The sequence below is a fragment of the Pseudoalteromonas aurantia 208 genome, assembly GCF_014858725.1.
Lineage (GTDB): Bacteria > Pseudomonadota > Gammaproteobacteria > Enterobacterales > Alteromonadaceae > Pseudoalteromonas > Pseudoalteromonas aurantia.
Map to the genome: position 1 here is coordinate 345956 of NZ_AQGV01000014.1, position 23452 is coordinate 369407.

At 42.4% G+C, this 23452-nt stretch carries 22 protein-coding genes; 13 read left to right on the plus strand and 9 right to left on the minus strand.

Going from position 1 to position 23452, the window contains the following annotated elements; genetic code table 11:
* Positions 1 to 55 precede the first annotated feature (55 nt).
* Positions 56 to 1222: an acetyl-CoA C-acyltransferase FadA gene (gene fadA / locus PAUR_RS18455; protein ID WP_192509222.1), complete on the minus strand. Its 1167-nt coding sequence runs from the start codon at positions 1220 to 1222 to the stop codon at positions 56 to 58.
* A gap of 10 nt (positions 1223 to 1232) precedes the next feature.
* Positions 1233 to 3395 carry a fatty acid oxidation complex subunit alpha FadB gene (fadB, locus tag PAUR_RS18460; RefSeq protein WP_192509187.1) on the minus strand — a complete coding sequence of 721 codons (2163 nt, stop codon included), beginning with the start codon at positions 3393 to 3395 and terminating at the stop codon, positions 1233 to 1235.
* A gap of 274 nt (positions 3396 to 3669) precedes the next feature.
* Here fadB and PAUR_RS18465 point away from each other — a divergent pair, with 274 nt between their 5' ends.
* From PAUR_RS18465 to PAUR_RS18485, 5 genes are all read left to right on the plus strand, one after another.
* A complete protein-coding gene (locus PAUR_RS18465; protein WP_192509188.1) occupies positions 3670 to 5556 on the plus strand; it encodes a transglycosylase SLT domain-containing protein in 1887 nt (628 codons plus the stop codon).
* A 107-nt stretch (positions 5557 to 5663) separates the two neighbouring features.
* Entirely contained in the window at positions 5664 to 6986 is a 1323-nt protein-coding gene (gene pepQ, locus PAUR_RS18470) for a Xaa-Pro dipeptidase (RefSeq protein WP_192509189.1), read from the plus strand.
* A 71-nt stretch (positions 6987 to 7057) separates the two neighbouring features.
* The gene (locus PAUR_RS18475; protein ID WP_192509190.1) at positions 7058 to 7672 is read left to right on the plus strand and encodes a YigZ family protein; all 615 of its coding nucleotides are present in this window, start codon (positions 7058 to 7060) and stop codon (positions 7670 to 7672) included.
* A 50-nt stretch (positions 7673 to 7722) separates the two neighbouring features.
* Positions 7723 to 9174, plus strand: a complete 1452-nt coding sequence (locus PAUR_RS18480) for a TrkH family potassium uptake protein (protein ID WP_192509191.1) — start codon at positions 7723 to 7725, stop codon at positions 9172 to 9174.
* Between the two features lie 187 nt (positions 9175 to 9361).
* Entirely contained in the window at positions 9362 to 10045 is a 684-nt protein-coding gene (locus PAUR_RS18485; protein ID WP_192509192.1) for a flagellar brake protein, read from the plus strand.
* 17 nt (positions 10046 to 10062) lie between these two features.
* On the opposite strand, the gene trkA is transcribed toward PAUR_RS18485, so the two are convergent.
* The 4 genes from trkA to def are packed head-to-tail and all read right to left on the minus strand — an operon-like array spanning position 10063 to position 14229.
* Positions 10063 to 11439 carry a Trk system potassium transporter TrkA gene (trkA, locus tag PAUR_RS18490; RefSeq protein ID WP_192509193.1) on the minus strand — a complete coding sequence of 459 codons (1377 nt, stop codon included), beginning with the start codon at positions 11437 to 11439 and terminating at the stop codon, positions 10063 to 10065.
* Between the two features lie 16 nt (positions 11440 to 11455).
* On the minus strand, positions 11456 to 12742 hold the full coding sequence (gene rsmB / locus PAUR_RS18495) for a 16S rRNA (cytosine(967)-C(5))-methyltransferase RsmB (RefSeq protein ID WP_192509194.1): 1287 nt from the start codon (positions 12740 to 12742) through the stop codon (positions 11456 to 11458).
* Complete coding sequence (gene fmt, locus PAUR_RS18500; RefSeq protein WP_192509195.1) at positions 12742 to 13686, minus strand: methionyl-tRNA formyltransferase; 945 nt, start codon at positions 13684 to 13686, stop codon at positions 12742 to 12744. The genes rsmB and fmt overlap by 1 nt, the downstream gene beginning before the upstream one ends.
* Positions 13687 to 13719: 33 nt before the next feature.
* Positions 13720 to 14229, minus strand: a complete 510-nt coding sequence (def, locus tag PAUR_RS18505; RefSeq protein ID WP_192509196.1) for a peptide deformylase — start codon at positions 14227 to 14229, stop codon at positions 13720 to 13722.
* Between the two features lie 118 nt (positions 14230 to 14347).
* Between def and PAUR_RS18510 the strand changes: the two genes are divergently transcribed.
* From PAUR_RS18510 to hemF, 6 genes are all read left to right on the plus strand, one after another.
* Complete coding sequence (locus PAUR_RS18510) at positions 14348 to 15469, plus strand: LysM peptidoglycan-binding domain-containing protein (RefSeq protein WP_192509197.1); 1122 nt, start codon at positions 14348 to 14350, stop codon at positions 15467 to 15469.
* Between the two features lie 28 nt (positions 15470 to 15497).
* Complete coding sequence (gene dprA, locus PAUR_RS18515) at positions 15498 to 16589, plus strand: DNA-processing protein DprA (protein WP_192509198.1); 1092 nt, start codon at positions 15498 to 15500, stop codon at positions 16587 to 16589.
* 2 nt (positions 16590 to 16591) lie between these two features.
* The gene (locus tag PAUR_RS18520; protein ID WP_192509199.1) at positions 16592 to 17065 is read left to right on the plus strand and encodes a DUF494 family protein; all 474 of its coding nucleotides are present in this window, start codon (positions 16592 to 16594) and stop codon (positions 17063 to 17065) included.
* A gap of 96 nt (positions 17066 to 17161) precedes the next feature.
* Positions 17162 to 17731 carry a DNA topoisomerase family protein gene (locus tag PAUR_RS18525; protein WP_192509200.1) on the plus strand — a complete coding sequence of 190 codons (570 nt, stop codon included), beginning with the start codon at positions 17162 to 17164 and terminating at the stop codon, positions 17729 to 17731.
* A gap of 20 nt (positions 17732 to 17751) precedes the next feature.
* A complete protein-coding gene (locus PAUR_RS18530) occupies positions 17752 to 18312 on the plus strand; it encodes an L-threonylcarbamoyladenylate synthase (RefSeq protein ID WP_192509223.1) in 561 nt (186 codons plus the stop codon).
* 6 nt (positions 18313 to 18318) lie between these two features.
* Positions 18319 to 19239: an oxygen-dependent coproporphyrinogen oxidase gene (hemF, locus tag PAUR_RS18535; protein WP_192509201.1), complete on the plus strand. Its 921-nt coding sequence runs from the start codon at positions 18319 to 18321 to the stop codon at positions 19237 to 19239.
* Between the two features lie 72 nt (positions 19240 to 19311).
* Here hemF and PAUR_RS18540 read toward each other — a convergent pair whose 3' ends face one another.
* Positions 19312 to 20919 (minus strand): methyl-accepting chemotaxis protein, encoded by a 1608-nt coding sequence (locus PAUR_RS18540; RefSeq protein ID WP_192509224.1) that lies wholly within the window; start codon positions 20917 to 20919, stop codon positions 19312 to 19314.
* Positions 20920 to 21024: 105 nt separating this feature from the next.
* On the minus strand, positions 21025 to 21474 hold the full coding sequence (locus tag PAUR_RS18545; protein ID WP_192509202.1) for a group II truncated hemoglobin: 450 nt from the start codon (positions 21472 to 21474) through the stop codon (positions 21025 to 21027).
* Positions 21475 to 21504: 30 nt separating this feature from the next.
* On the opposite strand from PAUR_RS18545, the gene aroE reads away from it, so the two are divergent.
* Both aroE and PAUR_RS18555 read left to right on the plus strand, forming a co-directional pair.
* Positions 21505 to 22323 carry a shikimate dehydrogenase gene (gene aroE / locus PAUR_RS18550; RefSeq protein WP_192509203.1) on the plus strand — a complete coding sequence of 273 codons (819 nt, stop codon included), beginning with the start codon at positions 21505 to 21507 and terminating at the stop codon, positions 22321 to 22323.
* Positions 22324 to 22325: 2 nt separating this feature from the next.
* Positions 22326 to 22568: a DUF1488 family protein gene (locus tag PAUR_RS18555; RefSeq protein WP_192509204.1), complete on the plus strand. Its 243-nt coding sequence runs from the start codon at positions 22326 to 22328 to the stop codon at positions 22566 to 22568.
* On the opposite strand, the gene PAUR_RS18560 is transcribed toward PAUR_RS18555, so the two are convergent.
* The gene (locus PAUR_RS18560) at positions 22554 to 23084 is read right to left on the minus strand and encodes a gamma carbonic anhydrase family protein (RefSeq protein WP_192509205.1); all 531 of its coding nucleotides are present in this window, start codon (positions 23082 to 23084) and stop codon (positions 22554 to 22556) included. The genes PAUR_RS18555 and PAUR_RS18560 overlap by 15 nt on opposite strands.
* Positions 23085 to 23452 lie beyond the last annotated feature (368 nt).

The following is a 23452-nucleotide window of genomic DNA, read 5'->3' on the forward strand; positions in this document are numbered from 1 at the left end:
AAAGCGATGTGCTCACTTTGCCTTTGTCACCAAGTTGAAAGGGTTTGTCAGTTAGTTACTCGACGCGCTCAAATACGGTCGCAATGCCTTGGCCTAAACCAATACACATTGTGGCTAAACCATACTTTGCGTTTTTGTCTTCCATAATATGGATAAGAGAAGTGCTAATACGTGAGCCTGAACAGCCAAGCGGGTGGCCTAAAGCAATAGCGCCGCCATTAAGATTTACTTTTTCGTCCGCGACGTCTAATAAACCTAAGTCTTTTAATACCGGCAATGATTGTGCGGCAAATGCTTCGTTTAACTCTGCTACGTCAATATCATCAATGCTTATTCCGGCCTGCTTTAACGCCTTTTTACTAGCAGGGACTGGACCATAACCCATGATGGATGGATCACATCCAGCCACCGCCATTGACTTTATCCGTGCGCGAATAGGCAAACCTAGTGCTTTGGCTTTTTCTTCGCTCATTACCAACATGGCGGAAGCACCATCTGACAAGGCAGATGAAGTACCGGCTGTCACAGTACCTGAGGCTGGATTGAAAACAGGACGTAATTGACTCAAACCTTCTACGGTTGTTTCAGGGCGAATGACTTCGTCATGCTCGACAAGGACTGGCACGCCATCGTCATCGTGACCTTGCATTGGTAATATTTCACGGCTAAAGCGGCCTTCAACCGTCGCTGCATGCGCGCGTTGGTGTGAGCGATATGCAAAGTTATCTTGCTGTTCACGGCTGATACCATGCAGTGTTGCTAGGTATTCTGCGGTGAGACCCATTACGCCAGATGCTTGGGCAATCGACGTTGATAACCCTGAATGAAAGTCAACACCGTGCGTCATAGGAACATGGCCCATATGCTCAACGCCACCAATAAGGTAAGTGTCACCAGCACCGGTCATAATTGCCCTTGCAGCATCGTGCAAAGCTTGCATTGAAGAGCCACATAAACGGTTTACGGTAACAGCCGGCACTGAATGAGGAATACCAGCCAGTAACGCTGCGTTACGGGCAACATTAAAGCCTTGCTCTAATGTTTGCTGGACACAGCCCCAATAAATATCATCAATAGATGCAGGGTCTACTGCAGGGTTACGTTCAAGTAAGCCCTTCATTAAATGTGCACTTAAATCTTCAGCACGACGATGTTTAAATACGCCATTTTTAGACCGACCCATAGGGGTACGTAGACAATCGACGATTACAGCTTGTTGCATTGCAGACATATTATTGACCCTCCACTGAATAGAACACTTTACCTTGTTTTGCCCACTCACGGGTTTGTTCAGATACTTGGTAAATGGCACCTAGGTGCGCATACTTATCTGCCATTGTAACAAAGTTGGCCAGTCCCACTTGATCCAAGTAACGGAATGCACCGCCTCTAAATGGTGGGAAACCAATACCGTAAATCAGTGCCATATCAGCTTCTTGTGCCGAGGCAACAATTTCTTCTTGTAAGCATAGTAAGACTTCGTTCAGCATGGGTACCATACAGCGTTCAATGATGGTTTGTTTGTCGAACTCTTTGGATGATTCACAGATACTTGCTAGTAATTCAAGGCTTGCAGCATCTTTAGATTTTTTCAGGCGACCTTTTCTGTCTGGTGCGTACTGATAAAAGCCGGCTTTATTTTTCTGACCATAACGTTCTGCATTCGCCAATACGGCAACGGGGTCTTTTTCTTGGCGTGCCATGCGCTGTGGGAATCCATCCGCCATAACACCAGTACAGTGATTAGCAGTATCAATACCTACCACATCGAGCAAGTAAGCGGGGCCCATCGGCCAACCAAATACGTTTTCCATCACTTTATCTATTTTACTAAAGTCGGCGCCTTCAACCACAAGTTGACTGAAGCCTGCAAAGTAAGGGAATAAAACCCGGTTTACAAAGAAGCCGGGGCAGTCATTAACAACAATAGGTGATTTACCAAGCTTTAAGGCATAATCAACCACCGCGTTAATGGTTGCATCAGAGGTTTTGCTACCGCGAATAATTTCAACCAATGGCATCTTTGGCACTGGATTGAAAAAGTGCATACCACAGAAATCTTCTGGACGTTTTAGCGCAGTTGCTAATTCGTCAATACAAATTGTGGATGTGTTTGACGTTAAGATAGTGCCTTCTGGCAGCTGTTCTTCAAGACCGGCTAGCACCGTCTGTTTTACCTTTGGGTGTTCTACGACCGCTTCAACCACAATATCAGAATTGGCTAAATCACGATCGTCAAGCGTTGGTTTTATTTTCCCAAGTGTTGCGACCATTTTATCCATGGCCATATGACCACGTTTTACTTTTTTACCAAGAATGGTGGCCGCTTCATTCATGCCTAAATCAAGCGCCGCTTGGTTGATGTCTTTCATGACAATCGGTGTGCCTTTATACGCAGACTGATAAGCAATGCCTCCGCCCATAATACCCGCACCGAGTACCGCAGCTTGTTTGATCTCAAGCTGTGATGCTTTAGCTTGCTTTTTAGCAACGCCTTTGATGTATTGGTCTGCTAAAAATATACCGGTTTGTGCGGCAGCTTCCGCTGTTTTCGCCAGCTTGGCAAAATTGGCATTTTCAATGGCCATTGCTTCATCGCGAGTGCTATTTGCGGCAGCTTTAATGGTTCTTACTGCCATAACTGGCGCTGGGTAATGACCTTTGGTTTTACCCATTACCATGCCTTCAGCCATCGCAAAGCTCATGCCTTGCTCTACTTTATTTAGCTTCAATGGTGAAAGTTTTACTTGGCGCTTAGATTGCCAGTCGAGCTTACCTGCTACAGCTTGTTCTAGTACGCGAATAGCCGCATCGAATAGTTTTTCTGGTGCAACCACGCCGTCTACCGCACCAACCTTTAAGGCATCATTGGCGCGGTGTTCTTTACCTGTCGTTATCCAGGTCATGGCGTTGTCAGCACCAATAATTCTTGGTAAACGTACTGTGCCGCCAAATCCAGGCATGATCCCAAGTTTGACTTCAGGTAAGCCAATTTTTGCTGATGTACTGGCTAAACGAAAGTCAGTAGCAAGTAACCACTCACACCCACCACCAAGCGCTAAACCATTGATGGCAGATGCAGTAGGAAACGGTAAATCTTCGATGGCATCAAATACATCGGTTGCGTCTTTTATCCAGCCAATAAGTTCTTCTTCTGGGCGCTGGAAGGTCGGTAAAAATTCAAATATATCAGCACCAATGATGAAGTGATCTTTATCACTGGTAAATACCATTGCGTCTATATCGTCACGTTGACGTAATTCGGCAAATGCGTTTGCGCACTCTGATAGAGTTTGTTGAGATAGTTTATTGACCGAACCTGGCATACAAAACCTAAATTCAGCGATTTTGCCTTTGCAGAAATCAACAACAAAGGACTCACTCTTATATAACATGCTTGTTCTCCCGTGTAGTAACACTGGTACGATGAGTTGCTATTTCACCCAGTTTGGCCGCTTTAAATAAAAATTGCAATGAAAAATTTATGCTGTATTTCTCATCTCCTTAAAAAGCGTAAATTTTGATGCTAAGGTGGAGATGTTGATTTTATTCACCTTCAGTATAGATGTGCGCAGTCACTATACTGTGGAATTTTTAGATAATTACTGTATTACAAAAGCATGTGTGGTACGCCCGCATATTATTTTTACTTAATCAATTTAGGTCATTATGAAATCATGGATCTTGAATGTTGCTGCTACCAGTCTTGGGCTATTTAGCTGGTTTTCTTGTGCAGATGACACTCATAAAGCATTTAAAGCTGCTGAGCGAATTGCTTGGTCTGGACAGCACAAGGCGTTTAAACGGTCCTTACAAACGCTAAATCATCCGTTAAAACCGTATGTGGAATTGGCTTTTTACAAACGTAATAGCAAGCTAAAGTATCAAGCGGAAATTGCGCATTTTCTTAGTGTGTATGATGGTACTCCCCTAGAGTGGCCGGTGCGTTCTAGTTGGCTAAAGTACCTGAAAAGGCGAAGTAAAAAAGCGCTATTCGTTGAGTATTACCAGCCTACTAAAGATGCAGAGTTGCACTGTAGCTATCTAAAATATCAGTTAGATTTAGGCGCGCCAAAAAAAGCCATTTTAAATCAGGTCGAACCACTTTGGGTCGTGGGTAAATCCCAGCCTCGTGCGTGTAATAGCTTATTCAAGCAATGGCAAAATGCAGGATATAGAACCGACGACATGGTATGGCAGCGAATTACCAAAGCTGCGCAAGGGGGGCAAACATCATTGCTACGTTATCTAAAAACCTTGTTACCAAAAGAGCAGGCGTACCTAGCTGATTTATATGCGACCGTTAGGCGAGATCCAAGTGCTGCAGCGGGGTTATACCGATTTAAAAAGCGCTCCATAAAAGAGGCTGAAATTGCAATTTATGGCGTACGCAGATTAATTTGGCGGGATCAGAAGTTAGCGCTCAAAGCTTGGGATAAGTTGCAAAAAATGTTTCCTTTCACGCAATCACAAAAAGACAGCGTCGCATATCGTTTTGCTCTTGCATTGGCATCGAAAGGCCACCCACAAGCGCGATTTTGGTTGAATAAAGTTCCGTCTGAAAACCAAGATAGTAAATTAAAGCAATGGATGATGGGTAATATGCTCAAAGAGCAGGATTGGGCAGGGATCACGGCTTTGTTTACACCCATGAAAAACTTAAGTAACGGTCAAACGTATTGGTTAGCATATAGTCATGCTCATCGCGGCAACGAATCCAAAGCAAAGCAATTGTGGCAAAGTCTTGCTGTTAAAAGAGATTACTACGGTTTTTTAGCAGCAGAACGGCTTGGTTTACCTATATCTCTTAACGCTAAACCCTTAGATGTTTCTCCTGAATTATTGACTAAAGTGTCAGAAGCGCCCGGCTTTAAACGTGCAAAAGCACTCTATGAAATGAAACGTTATACTGAAGCGAGGAGAGAGTGGAACTATTTGACGAATACATCGAGTATACCAGAGAAATTAGCAGCCTCTACATTAGCCGCTGATCTTGATTGGTATGATAGTACTATTTATACATTGGCAGAAATCAAAGCATGGGACTATGTCGATTTACGTTTCCCACTTGCGTATCAAGATTTATTTAATCGTTACAGTGAAAAGAGCCATATTGATGTGGCTTGGAGTATCGCGGTTGCGCGTCGTGAAAGCTCTTTTGCCCCTGATGCGCGCTCTCATGCTAATGCCTATGGGTTAATGCAATTGCTACCTAGCACTGCGCGTTATGTAAGTAAACAACGCGTTTCTAAGACAAAGCTATTTCAGCCAGTTACCAATATCCGTTTAGGGACTGACTACTTAGAGTATTTAAAAAAGAAGAATGGTGGAAATGAAATACTGGCTACTGCGTCTTATAATGCGGGATATCACCGTATTAAAAAATGGTTGCCAGATGAAGCGATGCCTGCAGAGTTGTGGATTGAATTGATCCCATACAAAGAAACGCGTGATTATGTCAAAAATGTCTTTGCTTACCGCCAAGTTTACCACACTAAAATGGGTCGCGATGGTAATGTATTGGCACCAATCTTGGATATGAAAATTGGTGGCTGAGTCGAATCAAGTATTACCACAGAGTCAATCTAGCGACTTCGCTGGATTGGCTTTTAGCGCTTATGATAGACTGGATTTATTGGTAGATTAAACTTAATGGGTACACCATGGAACAATTAGCACAATATTATGCTGAGCATATTGCAACGTTACAGCAGCGCACAAAAACAATCGTAGAACGTGAAGGATTGGAAGGGCTTGTGATCCATTCAGGTCAAGCTAAACGTCAATTCTTAGATGATATGTATTATCCGTTCAAGGTAAACCCACAATTTAAGGCGTGGCTACCGGTAATAGATAATCCCCACTGTTGGTTAGTCGTGAACGGCACAGATAAACCAAAGTTGATATTTTATCGTCCGGTTGATTTTTGGCATAAAGTACCAGATGAGCCAAGTGACTTTTGGGCTGATTATTTCGATATCGAATTATTATTAAAACCTGATCAAGTTGAAAAGTTTTTACCTTATGATAAAGCTGGTTATGGATATATCGGTGAGTACTTAGAAGTTGCACAAGCGCTCGGGTTTACACAAATGAATCCAGAGCCGGTGATGAATTATCTGCATTTTCATCGCGCTTATAAAACACAGTATGAGTTAGTGTGTTTACGTGAAGCAAACCGTATAGCTGTGCTTGGTCACACTGCTGCAAGAGACGCTTTTTATGCAGGGGCATCCGAGTTTGGTATTCAGCAAGCTTATTTGAATGCAACATCACATATGGAAAATGATACACCGTACGGCAATATAGTGGCACTAAATGAAAATTGTGCAATTTTACATTATACCCACTTTGATCGTCAGGCACCTGCGCAACATCGATCATTCTTAATTGATGCAGGCGCAAACTTTCATGGCTATGCATCTGATATCACACGTACCTATGATTATGCTAAACAAGGACAGTTTGCCGATTTAGTGTCAGTCATGAATGAGCATCAAATCGCATTAGGTAAGGCATTACAACCAGGAAAACTCTATGGTGAACTGCATATCGATTGCCACAATCGTGTTGCCCAAGTCTTAGCTGACTTTAATATTGTAAAGCTACCAGCAGAAGACATTGTTACTAAAGGTATTACGTCAACGTTTTTCCCTCATGGTTTAGGTCATCATCTAGGTCTGCAAGTACACGACATGGGTGGGTTTATGGCTGACGAGCGAGGTACCCATCAAGACCCACCTGAAGGTCATCCGTTCTTGCGTTGTACTCGTAAAATTGAAGCCAATCAAGTATTCACCATTGAACCTGGATTATATTTCATTGATTCATTATTGAGAGATTTAGCAGACACAGACAATAAGCAGTACATCAATTGGGACAAAGTGGCAGAGTTAAAACCTTTTGGCGGTATTCGAATTGAAGATAACATCATTGTACATGATGATCGACTTGAGAATATGACAAGAGATTTGAACTTAGATTAAGGTTATGCAAGTTTAAATTAGAATGAGGGAGCATAAAGCTCCCTTTTGTTGTTAAGGTACACAATTATTGTATGTCAGAATATTACATCCCGAGTGGTACATTAAAGTTCCAAGAAGAAATTAAAAAAAGTACGTTTATAGTGCATATTGCACATACGCCAACGCTTGACGATGCTAAAGCATTTATCAAAAAAATAAATGAGGACTACCCTGATGCGCGACATAATTGTTGGGCGCATGTTGCGGGACAGCCAGGAGGTAGTCATGTTTATGGGTTTTCTGATGATGGTGAGCCGAATGGGACCGCAGGTAAACCTATGCTGAATGTACTAACAGGCTCCGGACTTGGAGAAATCACGGCAGTGACGACACGCTATTTTGGAGGCATTAAACTTGGTACCGGTGGACTAGTGCGTGCGTATGGTGGGTCGCTAAATAATGCCCTTGTTGAACTCGAAACTTGCTTAAAAATACCTTCAATTATATTACAAGGCGAATCTGATTATGCCTTGCAAGGTATTATTGAACAGTACTTACAGTCACACTTTACTATTTTAGCAATAGATAAAGAATATAGTGCGTCAGTTTGCTGGAAAATTAGTATTGATCATCGTCAGGCGCGCCAAGCCCAACAAGAAATTTTTGATTTAAGTAACGGTGTAGTTGAGTTAACTATCAAAGAATAAGACAATTGGTGCTAAATTAGTTCTAATAATCAGAAAAAGCGAAAAGCAGCATGCAATTTCGTACCATCATTAAAATTCTCGGCCAGCTGGTGGCATTGTTTAGTATTACTATGGTACCACCAGCTTTGGTGTCATTGATCTATAAAGACGGTGGTGGTGTACCATTCGTTTTAGCTTTCGTATTTAGCATTGTGATAGGTATGTTGGCATATTATCCTAACCGTAAAGAGAAGGGGGATTTAAAGGCAAGAGAAGGCTTTTTAATCGTTGTACTATTTTGGCTGGTGTTAGGGTCATTTGCATCAGTCCCGTTGATCTTTTTACAAACGCCGAGTTTGTCTTTGGCTGATGCGGTATTTGAAGCGTTTTCAGGGCTTACCACGACAGGCGCAACGGTGCTGACTGGCATCGAACACTTGCCTAAGTCGGTATTGTTTTATCGACAACAATTGCAGTGGCTTGGTGGTATGGGGATCATTGTTTTGGCTGTGGCTGTTTTACCTATGCTTGGCGTGGGTGGTATGCAGTTGTATCGAGCTGAAACTCCGGGACCGGTAAAAGATTCGAAAATGACACCTCGAATTGCGGATACCGCAAAGCACCTTTGGTATATTTATGTATCGCTTACTGCTGCATGTACGGTTTCATATTGGGCTGCAGGAATGGGGTGGTTTGATGCGATTTGCCATGCTTTTTCCACGATAGCGATTGGCGGGTTTTCTACTTATGATGCGTCGATGGGATATTTCGATAGCCCCTTAATTAATTTTATTTGCGTGGTATTTTTAATCATTGCTGCGATAAATTTCTCATTGCATTATGCGGCCGTATCAAGTCGAAATGTACGGGTATATTTGCGCGACCCTGAATTTAAAGTATTTCTTTTTATTCAGTTGGCATTGGTGGTGTTATGTTTTGCGGTATTGTCGTCAAATCAAGTATATGTTAATGGCGATGAAACATTAGATCAGGCGCTGTTCCAGGCTGTATCCATTAGCACGACAGCTGGGTTTGCGACCGATAACTTTTCTGCTTGGCCATTATTTTTACCAATATTACTGATTTTTTCTAGTTTTATTGGTGGATGTGCTGGGTCTACTGGCGGTGGGATGAAAGTAGTACGGGTGTTTTTGCTGTACCTCCAAGGCGTGAGAGAGCTCAATCGATTGGTACATCCTCGCGCTATTTATTCAATTAAGTTAGGTCGAAAAGCATTACCAGACAAAGTTGTTGAGGCCGTATGGGGGTTTTTTTCAGCCTATGCATTGGTGTTTGTAATTATCATGATAGCACTACTTGGTACAGGAATGGACAACATTACGGCATTTTCAGCAACGGCTGCATGCTTGAACAATTTAGGACCTGGGTTAGGCGAAGTTGCGGCACATTATGGTGACATAACAGACACTGCAAAGTGGATATTGACGGTTGCTATGGTATTTGGTCGATTGGAAATATTTACTTTGTTAGTTTTATTTACCCCAACATTTTGGCGTGGGTAATAGTATTGGGTGGTACTTGAACTTCAGTATCACCTGCCTTTCTCTTGCTTATTCTAAGCATGAATATGCGTTTCTCAGCTTGCATTTAAGTAAATATCGGTTTTTAATTGAGGCTTATATAATAGGTATATACTTATTTCTTGGACTGAACTGTGTGGTTTAGTCACTATATTAGTAAGGTTGAGTGATGTTAAAAACCAGCGCCGCAGGAAGCGGACACCATATTGCGCAAATCCCAGCTGGTAGTGTGATAGATATTGAAGTGATCATGCCGGCAGGCTCAAAGCGTTTAAAAACGGAATTTGTCGGTCAGTTGGATGCACAATTCTTAGTGCTGAACTTCCCTAGCTCTAAACGCCTTGGTGCAGCAGTTGATTATATTAAAGAAGGAACACAGGTCATTGTTCGCGCATTATTAGAGCATGGAGAAGGCCAGGTCATCGCTTTCAAAACAACAATTAAAGCAATGACTTCTCACCCTGCGCGACTGATTTTTTTAATGCCTCCTAAACAAGTACAAACGTACTGCTTGCGTGCTCAAACTCGTGTGCCGACCTTGATCCCTGCGGTGATAAATTTAGCTGATCATTCTTGTGTTGGGGTGATCAAAGATATTTCGTTATCTGGGTTACAGTTTGATATTCACCATGAAGATGGCAATGACTCTGAAAATATGAAAGAGCAAGACTGCAAAGTCTTACTTGAAGGGAAGAATAATCAACAGATCACGTTATCAGGCTCAATTTGTAGCTTGCATCCTCAAGATGACACAATTGCTCTTGGTATTAGACTAACAGGAGAGCAAAACACCATGGAAAGTATTTTAAAAGAGTACTTGATTGATTTAACAATATTGCATGAAGAGCAATAGGCAATAAATTGAGTGCGCTAGACGAATAGTGCACTCACCTGGAATAACTTTTCAACTACGCTAATTTGACGCTTATCAATTAAAAACATGATGACATGGTCACCTGATATAATTACGGTGTCATCGTGAGCAATAAGCACTTCATCATCTCTTACGATGGCGCCAATGGTTGTGCCCATAGGAAGCTTAATCTCTCTGATAGAGCGACCCACAACTTTCGAGGTTGTTTCATCCCCATGTGCTACGGCTTCAATTGCTTCTGCAGCACCTTTACGTAAAGAATATACATTTACAATGTCGCCACGACGGACATGGGTTAGTAGTGCCGAAATAGTGGCTTGCTGCGGTGAGATCGCGATGTCTATTTCGCCGCCTTGAACAAGGTCTACATATGCGCCACGTTGAATAAGCACCATGGTTTTTTGTGCCCCCATGCGCTTTGCAAGCATGGCCGCCATGATATTCGCTTCATCGTCATTAGTGACAGCAATAAACGCATCGACTTGTTCAATATGTTCTTCCGAGAGCAACTCTTGATCAGAGGCGTCACCACAAAATACCACGGTATTATCAAGCATTTCAGATAATTGAGCAGCACGAGTATGGTTTCTTTCAATGAGCTTAACACTGTGATTCTTTTCCAGTGAACGTGCAAGTCCGGCACCGATATTACCACCGCCCGCAATCATAATTTTACGATAGGATTGTTCAAGTTTTTGCAGTTCATTCATCACGGCACGAATGTGCTTTGTTGCCGCGATGAAGAAGATTTCATCATCGGCTTCAATAACAGTAGTACCAAGCGGTTTAATGGCTTTACCTTGACGATAAATTGCTGCGACACGAGTATCTACGTTCGGAATATGCTCTTTCAGTGCAGAAAGGGCGTAGCCAACTAATAATCCCCCGTAATAGGCTTTTACGGCAACCAATGACAACATGCCTTCAGCAAATTGCAGAACCTGTAGTGCGCCTGGGTAGTCAATAAGGCGACGAATATACTTGGTTACCAATTGCTCTGGTGCAATATAGTGATCTACTGGTAAGTCGTCATTGTGAAATAGCTTTTCACGGTATTTTAAGTATTGCTCAGACCGGATCCGAGCAATTTTAGTCGGCGTATTAAAAATACTATAAGCAACCTGACAAGCAACCATATTGACTTCGTCTGAGCTGGTTACCGCGATGATCATATCGGCATCTTCGGCTCCTGCTTGGCGTAAGACATCAGGGTGGGCACTGTGCCCAGTGACCCCCTGCAAATCATATTTGTCTTGTAACTCACGTAGCCTATCGCCGTCAATATCCACAACGGTTATTTCGTTTTGTTCACCTACGAGGTTTTCTGCCAGTGTACCGCCAACTTGCCCTGCACCTAAGATAATGATCTTCATAGTTTATGACTTATTGTTATTGTTTTTTTGTGAGTTTGGCATAATAAAAACCATCACTTAAGCCGGGTAACAATTGCATACCTGGTTGTTCAGGTGTGTCATTATCATGCAAGGGATGATGTATTGCATCATTGGTTTGTGTAATAAACTGTGCTACTTGCTGTGCATTTTCTTCAGGCAACACGGAGCAAGTTGCGTAAATTAATGTGCCTCCGGGCTTTAACAGTGGCCAAATATTTTTCAAGATAGAGGCTTGTAACTCGGCAAGGTCATCTATGTCGGTTTTACGACGCAGCCATTTTATGTCAGGGTGACGGCGGATAACCCCCGTAGCTGAACATGGCACATCCAACAAGATGCGGTCATATGGTGTGCTATTCCACCATGTATCTGGTGTGGATGCGTCCGCATGAATGCATTCTGCGCGCAGTCCGATGCGCTTTAAATTTTGTTCCACTCTTTCTAGACGTTGGTCATCGGCATCTAATGCATGCACGCGAGCATCGGCTAACTCAAGTATGTGGCAAGTTTTACCACCAGGGGCGGCACAGGCATCTAAAATTAAGTCATCATCTTGTGGGTCTAATAGTCTGGCGGCAAGCTGCGCAGCCGCATCTTGTACAGAGCAAGCACCTTCTCTAAAGCCCGGCAAGGTGAACACATCACACGGTTTATCGAGGAGTATACCGTCTTGGTACTGTGCGTCCGTACTGTGCTCAATACCATCCTCATCCAGCATCTCACTGTATTCAGCAGTTGTGTAGTGCTGTTGATTTACGCGCAACCACATTGGTGCTTGTTGTTGATTTTCATCTAATATATCTTGCCATGTATCAGGGTATGTAGCTTGTAATTTTTTGATAAACCAGCCTGGGTGATTGAATTGGCATACGGGAATTAAATTTGCGCTGGCCTCTAACTCTGCTTGCTGGCGTTGGAAAGTACGTAAAATAGCATTGATTAATCCTTTTAAACCAGGCGCCCGCATTGACTCGACCGCGGCGACGGTTTCAGCCACTGCGGCATGCTCAGGTACACGCATATATTGCAACTGGTACATTCCTACATATAAGACGAACTGGTAAACACGGCGTTTACCTTTTAGTGGTTGCTCTAGCAGTTGCTGGCAGTAGTGTTCTAGAGTGGGTAAGTATCTTAATACGCCATAGCAAATTTGTTGCAATAGAGCTTTGTCTTTCCCGTGTACCTTTTGCGCTGCAAAAGGTAACTGTGTATTGAGAGATTGACCTTTATCGACAACTTGATACAGAACTTCAGCTGCGAGTGCACGTACGTTCGCCATTATTGACCTACCTTAGTACCAGTGGTAACCCACTCAGCACGGCCATTAAGAAAATCTTGTGCTGACATGGGTTTTTTACCTTGTGGTTGTAACTGAGTAATTGCTAAAGCCTGTTCGCCACATGCGATGACAACGCCATGTTTGTCACTACGAAGAATTGTTCCTGCATCACCTTGTTCATCGAGTACGGTTGCTTGCCAAATTTTAACCGCTTGTTCCTGCATGACAGTAAAGCAAACAGGCCAAGGGTTGAATGCTCTGATATTACGTTCAATTTGTACTGCGGGCATAGTCCAATCTATATTCGCTTCATCTTTAGAGAGTTTTTTTGCATAGTTAGCAAGGTCATCGTTTTGTTTGATTGGTGTTGCTGTGTCGCTTATCAATAAGTTAAGTGTCTCTAGCAATGCCGATGGACCCAATTCAGCTAATTTATCATACAAACTCGCACTGGTGTCTTGCGCTGTGATTGGGCAAGTCGCAATATACAGCATATCACCGGTATCTAAGCCTTCGTCCATTTGCATTATTGTGACACCCGTTTCAGAATCTCCTGCCCATAACGCTCGTTGAATTGGTGCAGCACCACGCCAGCGGGGTAAAATAGAACCATGTACATTCAGGCAGCCCAGCTTTGGTGTGTCTAAAACTGCTTTAGGCAATAATAAACCGTACGCGACTACTATCATTACATCTGCATTAAGCGCTGCCAATTCAGCTTGTGCTTCGATAGACTTAAACGTTTCAGGTTGAAATATGGGCAGATCATGTTCCATGGCAAGTAACTTTACTTCACTTGCTTTTAATTTTTTGCCGCGACCAGCAGGGCGGTCGGGCATACTATAAACACCCACAACATTATGTTGGGAGTCGATTAGGGCATTTAAATGGCGCGCGGCAAAATCGGGCGTACCGGCAAAAACGATGCGTAGTGGTGAGGTCACTGAGTTATCCAATGCAAATTTAATTAAAAAGAGTTAAGCACGTGAAGCAAGTTTGGCTTCTTTTTCTAGCTTTTTACGAATACGTTGACGTTTAAGTGGTGATAAATAATCGATAAACAATTTGCCCACTAGATGATCGAGTTCATGTTGCGTACAAATAGCCAATAAGCCATCGGCTTGGTAATGAAACTCTTCGCCTTTTTCATTCAGAGCCTTAACTTTGACACTTTCTGCACGGTCCACTTTTGCATAAGAATAAGGTACTGACAAGCAGCCCTCTTCACTAATAGTAGCACCTTCTTTTTCAAGGATCTCCGGATTAATTAACACCATCGCTTGATCGCGTTCTTCAGAAACATCGATCACGACGATACGCTTATGAATGTTAACCTGAGTGGCTGCTAAGCCTATGCCATTTTCGTCATACATGGTTTCAATCATGTCTTTTACTATTTGACGAATTTCGTCATTTACTTCAGTCACAGGTTGCGCCACAGTGCGTAAGCGTTCATCTGGAAATCTAAGTACTTCTAACTTTGCCATGGTTACCTTTTACAGTTGAGCTAAAAATGCGATATTGTATGTTCTTATTTTAGCCATTCACGTTCCCCTTTAACAGGTTTTGGTTGATAATATCTAAAAATAACTCAAGGAAGCCGTAATGAAATACCCAATTGCTGCGCTATTCATGGCCATGAGTGCCTCATTCTCTATATTGGCAGATACTTTAAATCTAAAATCGAGTGCGCCAGAGCAATATACTGTTAAAAAAGGTGACACGTTATGGGATATTTCTAACTTATATTTGCGTTCCCCTTGGAAATGGCGTCAGTTATGGCAATGGAATCCGCAAGTGAATAACCCGGATCGCATCTACCCAGGTGATGTTTTGGCATTGCAATATGATGCTCAAGGGCGTCCGATGCTCATGTTAGATAAAGGGGTAAAAAAACTCTCACCACATAGTCGAGTGGCGGTGCAAAAAAGCACCGCAATACCGACTTTACCGCTGGCGATGATTGAACCATTTATTGAATATGAACAAGCTCTAGATCAAGATGCATTGAATAACAGTCCTATTGTTTTGGGAGCCAGTCGTAATGTGAAAATGAGTACGCTTGGTCATATCTTATACGTTAAAGGTTCTCTTCCGTTATCGGCAAATTATGGTATTTATCGTCAAGGCGAAGCTTATATAGATTTAGCGACGGGCGCTACATTAGCCTATGAAACAAAGTTAGTTGGTTCCGCGCGGGTAATACGGGTAGGTAATATTCAAAATGGTGTTCCATCTTCTGTGGAAGTTGAAATGATCAAACAAGAAATTAAGCCTGGGGATGTGCTTTTACCTATTTCAAAAGGGCAAAGCTATTCGGCGCAATTTCATATGGCGAAACCTAAAAATATTGATGCGGGGATGATCATTGCTAGCACCAATAAGTTACGGGAGTTTGGTACGACGGCTGTTGTGGTGCTCAATCTAGGACGTAATGCAGCGCTTAAAGAAGGGCATATTCTTGATATTAAGAAACAATCACCTACAGTTATTGAAGGTAAACATGGTCCTCGCTACGTTGAAGATGCGAATAGCTTGGAAAAGTTTATGAAAAGTGTCAGAGAGCTGTTTGGAAAAGGTAATACAGAGAATAGTGTTGTTTGGACTATGCCTAAGGAAAAGGTAGGAGAGCTAATGGTGTTTAAAGTGTATGACGACATTAGTTATGCAATGGTTATTAAATCGATACATCCAATTCGAGTTGGAGATACTGTTAGCGCAGAATAACTTTACTCGAATGCTCTAAGGAGGGAGCATGTCGCAATTGTCACTATCGCGCTGTATGGCGCTATATTTATGCAAAGGGCTCGGTCTATCTAGTATTAAGGCCCTAATGGATCATGGTGATTTGAATCACCTGTTTAATTTAAATACTGATGAACTAAAAAACCTAGGATTAGCAGAGTCTGTAGCCGTACAACTTGTGAAAGTTGACTGGCAATATATCGATGCACTTATTAGTCATTGTGAAACTTTATCTATAGCGATTGTGTCATATTTTGATAGTCGCTATCCCCCGTTATTGAAACAGATATGCACGGCGCCTTTACTTCTATTTTGTCGTGGAAATATTGATTTACTCGTAAAACCACAGATTGCGATTGTAGGGAGTCGCAGTGCGACTGCTACTGGGTTAGAAATTGCTGCTGAGTTTTCTTATCAGTTAACGCAATCAGGCTTGGTTGTGACCTCAGGCTTAGCGCGAGGTGTTGATGGTGCTGCACACAAAGGTGCGTTAGCACATTTGGGTGAGACAATCGCAGTGCTGGGTACTGGTACCGATATAATTTATCCCAAACGACATCAGCAGCTTTATCAGCAAATCATTGAGCATGGGTTAGTGGTAAGTGAGTTCTTACCAGGCACGCTGGCCAAAGCATGTAACTTCCCTCGTAGGAATCGAATTATATCCGGACTTTCTTTAGGTGTACTTTTGGTTGAAGCTGAAATTAAGAGTGGCTCACTGATCACTGCGCGTTATGCGTTGGAACAAAACCGTGAGGTATTTGCTATACCAGGGTCTATTAAAAACCCACTCTCACAAGGGGGTCATTTTTTACTAAAACAAGGCGCTAAGCTTACGGAGCATGTGAGTGATATTCTAGAAGAAGTGAGCTTTTTGCCAGAAAACAGTCTATATACTATAGAGAGTATGGCTAAAAATGATATCTCACAGGAGGATTGTCGCGTATTACAAAACTTAGGCTTTGAGGTAACCAGTGTAGATACCTTGACGCAAAGAACACAATGGCCAGTTGAAAAAGTCGTCGCGCGATTATTAGATCTAGAGTTAGAAGATAAAGTAGAGCGTGTATTGAACGGCTATATCAAATTAGCAAGGGGTTAGTTATGTTTGATATTTTAATGTACTTATTTGAAAACTATATCCACAGCGAAGCAGATATTTTTGTTGAGCAAAATGAATTAACTGACGAATTGTTACGAGCTGGGTTTAACCAAGATGAAATTTATAAAGCATTAGATTGGTTAGAACAGCTGGCTGATCTTCAACACAGCGATGAGATCCCTTATTTAAATGCTACGGCAGATCAAGCCGTACGGATTTATACAGAGAAAGAATGTCAAATGTTAGATGTTCAATGTCGAGGGTTTATTATGTTTGTTGAGCGTGTAGGGGTGATTGATAGTATTACACGTGAAATGATTATTGATAGGTTATTTGCTTTAGAAAAACCGTATATTGGTCTTGATGACTTAAAATGGGTTATTTTAATGGTGTTGTTCAATGTGCCAGGTAAAGAACACGCCTATGCGCAAATGGAAGACCTGATTTTTGATGAGCCAACTGAGTATTTACACTAATATGTGGGGGTTTCTTGATGGAATGACTATAACTCCTTGACCCAAGATATGATGGAGTTATATTAGGCGCAATTACGTGCAGCCTCAGTAGGTACTATGACCAAAATTGACCCTTCGCTATTCAATGCACAACAGCATGCATTGGACAAAGAACATGAGCCTTGCCCCGAGTGTGGTTCTGAATTAGTCATGAAGCATAGTAAAAATGGACCATTTTTGGGCTGCACGAGTTATCCTACCTGTGAACATATTACACCGTTAGCCCAGCACGATAATCATGACATTAAAATTCTAGATGAATCGCCTTGCCCTGAGTGTGGCAATCATTTAGTGATCCGTAATGGTCGCTATGGCATGTTTATAGGGTGTACTGGCTATCCGCAGTGCAATTATATCGTGCACGATGAACAAGAAGAGCAGCCAGAAGAGATTGGGTGCCCTAAATGTCAGAAAGGACAATTAGCTAAACGTAAAAATAAGTTTGGTAAGTTCTTTTACTCCTGCGATTGCTACCCCAAATGCAAATATAGCGTGAATCAGCAACCAGTCGTACATACTTGCCCTGAATGTGGTTGGGGAGTCATGTTAGAAAAGCAAAGGGCAGGAAAAGCTGTGTTACAATGCCCGCAAAAGTCCTGCCAGCACAAAATAGAGAAACCGCAGTGAGTAATTCATCTGAAAATGCGATGTCAATAGAGCCTAATAATGTTGTTCAAGCTTTAACACAAGGCCAAGTGATATGTTATCCAACAGAAGCCGTATTTGGCTTAGGTTGTGATCCTGATAATCAGAATGCTGTTGAAGCATTGTTAGCCATCAAGCAAAGAGATGTTGCTAAGGGGCTGATCTTAATTGCTGATGACTATAGTCAATGCTTACCGTACGTAGATGATACGAAAATTCCAATGGATATGCGTGCTGATATTTTTTCTTCTTGGCCTGGGGCCGTAACATGGGTGCTACCAGCTAAAACAAGTACACCTAAATGGTTAACGGGGGTGCATAGTACTATTGCAGTGCGTGTCACAGCACACCCGACAGTAAAAGCACTGTGTCAGCAATTTGGCAAGCCGCTGGTGTCAACAAGTGCAAATCTATCAGGCCAAGAACCTGTGGCAAGCTTAGAGGAAGCGAAGCGGGTATTTACCACGCAAGTTGGTTTCTATGTTGATGCGCCGTTAGGTGGAGCAAGTGCTCCGAGTCAAATAAAACATGCACTGACTGGTGCGGTATTAAGAGGGAGCTAATTGTAGATGGCAAATGTTAATTTAGAGACGGTAAAAGCTTTTTTATTGTCATTACAAGATCATATTTGTGCAGGCTTAGAACAAGCAGATGGGCAAGCCAAATTTGTTGAAGATGAATGGCAGCGAGCAGAAGGTGGCGGCGGAAGAACGCGGGTTATTCGCGATGGCGCGGTTATAGAACAAGGGGGCGTTAATTACTCACATGTTTTTGGTAAATCAATGCCAGCATCTGCCACGGCGCATCGGCCTGAACTTTCTGGTAGAAGTTTTCATGCGTGTGGAGTGTCTTTGGTTATTCACCCAAAGAACCCTCATATACCGACCAGTCACGCCAACGTGCGATTTTTCATTGCTGAAAAAGAAGGTGAAGCGCCTATTTGGTGGTTTGGTGGTGGGTTTGATTTAACGCCATTTTACCCTGTCCTTGATGACGTAAAGCATTGGCATCAGGTGGCAAAAGACTTATGTCAGCCGTTTGGTGACGAGATTTATGATGATTACAAAAAGTGGTGTGATGATTATTTCTATTTGAAGCATCGCCAAGAAACTCGTGGTGTGGGCGGCCTGTTTTTTGATGATTTAAATAAATGGGGCTTCGATAAGAGCTTTGCCTTTATGCAAGCGGTGGGTAATGGCTTCTTAGAGGCATATGTACCATTAATTGAACGTCGTAAAGAGACTCCGTATGGCGAGCATGAACGCCAGTTCCAACTGTATCGCCGTGGTCGTTATGTTGAATTTAACTTAGTTTGGGATAGGGGCACTTTATTCGGCTTACAAACTGGGGGGCGAACAGAATCTATATTAATGTCTATGCCACCGTTAGCACGTTGGGAGTATAACTTTACCCCAGAACCAGGTAGTGCAGAGTTTACGTTGTACGATCATTTCTTAAAACCACAAGATTGGTTGGGTCAACAAAACTAAACTCAATTGTACTAAGAGATAAAAAAGGCACCAGTGATGGTGCCTTTTTGCTTAACATAGATCAGAATTGAGTTATTCGAGCTTAAAGCTTCGTACTTGCTCATCAAGTGAACGAGCTAGGTTTAGCAGCTCTTCACTGACATTTTTACTGGCATGAGCATCAACCAATGACTGTTCAGCGTTATCTCGAATAGCAACCACACTTTGGTTTATTTCTTCAGCGGCTAAATTTTGCTGTTCTGTAGCATCCGCTATTTGTACATTAAGATCATTAATTCCATGCATTTGTGCAGAGATGTCTTTGAGTGCTTGCGCAACCTGTTTGACTTGTTGTGCGCGCTCGTCAGCTTCTTCACATGACGCATTCATTGCTTTTACTGTATCAGTTGCTTCACTTTGCAACTTTTCAATGGTGCGTTTTATTTCATCTGTAGAATCATGGGTACGGGTTGCAAGGGTTCTGACTTCATCAGCAACCACGGCGAAACCACGACCGGCTTCACCGGCTCGGGCGGCTTCTATCGCAGCATTGAGAGCAAGCAGGTTGGTTTGTTCGGCAATACTACTGATCACTTCTAGTACCTTACCGACTTCCAATGTTTGTGATTGCAGTTGGCTCACCTGCTCACCAGCTTGGCGAATATCCGTAGCAAGTTGATTAATACTTTGCTCAGTATGATTGGCGATTGCCATGCTTTGCTCAGCAAGGTGATTACTGCTCTCTGACTTTTCTGAAGCGAAATGTGTGGTATTTTTAACTTCACTCGATGAACTTTCGAGTTCATTAATGGCGGCTGCAACAGAGTCAGTGCCTTGCTTTTGCTCTAAGATAGCGCGCTCGGTGGTATCTGCCGAGGTATAAATGGTTTCAGCAGAGTGAATAAGGACTTTGGCTGAATGCGATACTTGCGAAATATTATCAGTGAATGATGCCATCATTCTATTAAAGTTACAGGCCAAACGGCCGAGTTCATCATCAATCGTATCATTAATACGTAGGCTTAAATCTTTATTTTGAGTAGCTAAGCGCATTGTTTTACCTAAGGCTTTTAGCCTGACAATAAATAGCTTTCTGAATAACCCCCCCAGAATGATAAAGGTAAACAAGAAAATAGCAGAGAGTAAACCTGTACTGACTAGCGTATTTTGGTGAACGGTGTTGTCTATGCCGGTAAGTGAATAACTGATACGCACTACTCCTAAAACGTCCCCTTCGTTGGCTTGATGGCAACCAAGGCAATTTGTACCTTTATAATCACTGCTTGCGATCATGGGTTTTAGGTAGGTCATGATCCGGTCATCATTACGCTGTTCAATAACGAGTGTTTCCGTGCCATTGAGTGCTGCAATTTCAGCTGCGTTACTCGCTGATTGATTATTATTGCCCGGCCCATAGAGTTTATTGACCTTTGCAGAGCGAATAATATGGGCATCTTCAATATTAGGGTGGTCACGCAGCTTGTTGCTGAGTATCTCTCGGTTTGCCATGGTGCCTGTAAGCATCATGGTATTAATTGAGTCGAAATAATTGTCTGCTAATAACCTAATATTGTTTTCAACAGTGTCTTGAGCAAGGGTTTGTTGCTGGTGGCTATTACTTAATATACTGGCGATCAGAACCAAAAGGCCGGTAATTGCCAGTAAGGCATAAATTTTATGTTGAATAGATTTCACGCACACCACTCATTCGAGAAAAACAGAAGGGTATTATGCGTGTTTTATGACGAGTTAAATTTGACTTAGCGCAATAAGTCTTGCGCTAATTGCTACATTGATTAGGCATGTTTAGTGTTGATTTATCATATGATCTGCGAGCTGGTCGAGCGAATTACGCAAGCCTTCTCGTAATAATGGATTATCTATTTCTATATCCAAACTTTTGTTCATACAGTGCATCCATTGGTCTTTGAGCGCAGTATCAATGGGGAAGGGCATGTGTCTTTGGCGTAATCTTGGGTGACCATATTTCTCAGCAAACAAATCTGGCCCGCCTAACCATCCAGAAAGAAACTCAAAAAATACCTGTCGGATCCTATCCAAAGGTTGCGGGTGCATATCATAAAGTGGCTTTGCGTAAGGGTCTGATGCCATTATGTCGTAAAAACGATTGGCTAAAGCGCGCGCGCCTTGTTCACCACCAATGATTTCATAAGGGGTTTTCTCTGGGGTTGGAGCGGGTTGCGCTGCAACTTTACTTGCATCTTTATTAAAGATGCGTTTAATTAACTGCTTCATGATTGTTGCTAACTTCTAGGCTAAAAATAAATGGATAAATACGCGGTGTTTGGGCACCCCATAAAACATTCGAAATCACCGACTATTCATCAGCAATTTGCAAAGCAATGTGGTGATACGCTGAGTTATGAAGCGATTTTAGCACCATTAGATGGCTTTCAATCAAGTGTTGAAGCATTTTTTTCTAGTGGAGGGTGTGGCGCTAATATAACCTTGCCCTTTAAAGAGCAGGCTTATGCGTTAGCTGATACGCTCACACAGCGGGCGAAATTAGCTGGTGCTGTAAATACGTTGAAACGCTTAGAGGATGGCCGATTGTTGGGCGACAATACCGATGGCGCAGGGTTAGTTAAAGACTTACTTGACCAAGGGGCACAGTTAAATGGCGCTCGGCTATTATTATTGGGTGCGGGTGGCGCGGCACGAGGCTGTATTTACCCTTTACTTTGCGCGGGTGTCAAGGAAATAGTAATTGCCAATCGCTCTGTTGAGAAAGCCACTATTTTAGCCAAAGAGTTTCACTCTTACGGGGCCGTTAGTAGTTATGCACTTGATGAAATTCCAAATGAGCGCTTTGACATCGTGATTAACAGCACATCGTTGAGTGTGTCAGGGCAAGTGCCAAACATCGATGCTCACCTGATTGCGCAGTGTCAATTTGCGTATGATATGTTTTATGCCGATGAGACTACGAGCTTTTTAAAGTGGGTATCGCAATATAATGCGCAGTGTAAGTTAGTTGATGGTCTAGGGATGTTGGTCGGGCAAGCGGCTGAGGCCTACCTGTTATGGCGAGATACACTGCCAGATACAAAAATTGTGTACCAAGTGATGAGAGAAGCGAGTTAATAATGAATCAAGGTATTTTGTTTAATGATCAAATAGAGTTTGATGTGGTGTCTTGTACGTTAACTTTTAATGCGATGGTTTCGGGCATGATAGTACCTTGCATTATTACTACACCTATAAATGAGCAAAGCAAGGCATTGGCCCATTTTGCTCAGCATCAATTTGACTATGAAATTCAAGCTGAGCAACTAATCGAGGATGAAGTGTATCAGCCCGATGGCAGTATTAAATTAGCTTTCTTGTAAGTATTCATCTTTAAGCTGTACATAGTTTTGTGCTGATACTTTTAAAAAGGCAAGTTCCTCAGGATTTAATGGTCGAGCTTGCTTTACTGGACTGCCAACATACAGAAAGCCGGCTTCTAGGGTCTTGTTTGGTGGCACTAATGAGCCGCCACCAATGATCACATCATCTCCTACAATCACATTGTCCATAACTATTGCACCCATACCCACCAGAATTCGATTTCCTAATGTGCACCCGTGCAGCATAACTTTATGACCAACAGTGACATCATCGCCAATGATCAATGGGTAGCCACTTGGGTTATTGGTCGTTGCGCGGGTTAGATGTAATACAGAACCATCTTGTACGTTAGTTCTCTCGCCTATTTTTATATAGTTAACATCACCCCTAGCGGCGACGAGAGGCCAAACACTGCTGTCTTTACCAATCGTGATGTTACCAACGAGTACTGCTGATTCATCTATATAAGTAGATTCATGAAGAGTGGGTGTGATCCCTTTATAGCTTCTTAGCATTTAAATGCCCCAGTTTGAGAGAGTATTCTAATAGGGCTAGTGTAAAACTAACTGCGTTGTTAGGCTATAGGTGATTTAAACATCGTATATCGTGCATAAAAGTAGCAAAAATAGAGCTTTCGTTGTAATTTTGCTCGAACACGATATTTTTATCACTTTTCTTCAAATAAACGCTTGCGCTTTTTCTTCATCTCCCTATAATGCGACCCCACTGACACGGAGCGCTGCGCTAACTTAGCAAAGCAAAACGCAGGCAGCGTCGAGTAAAACTTAAATTAACTTTTCATTTAAGAAAAACTTTTAAATTTAAGTGTTGACAAAAAAATAGGAAAGCGTAACATGCGCAGCCCTAGCGAGATAAAGCAAAG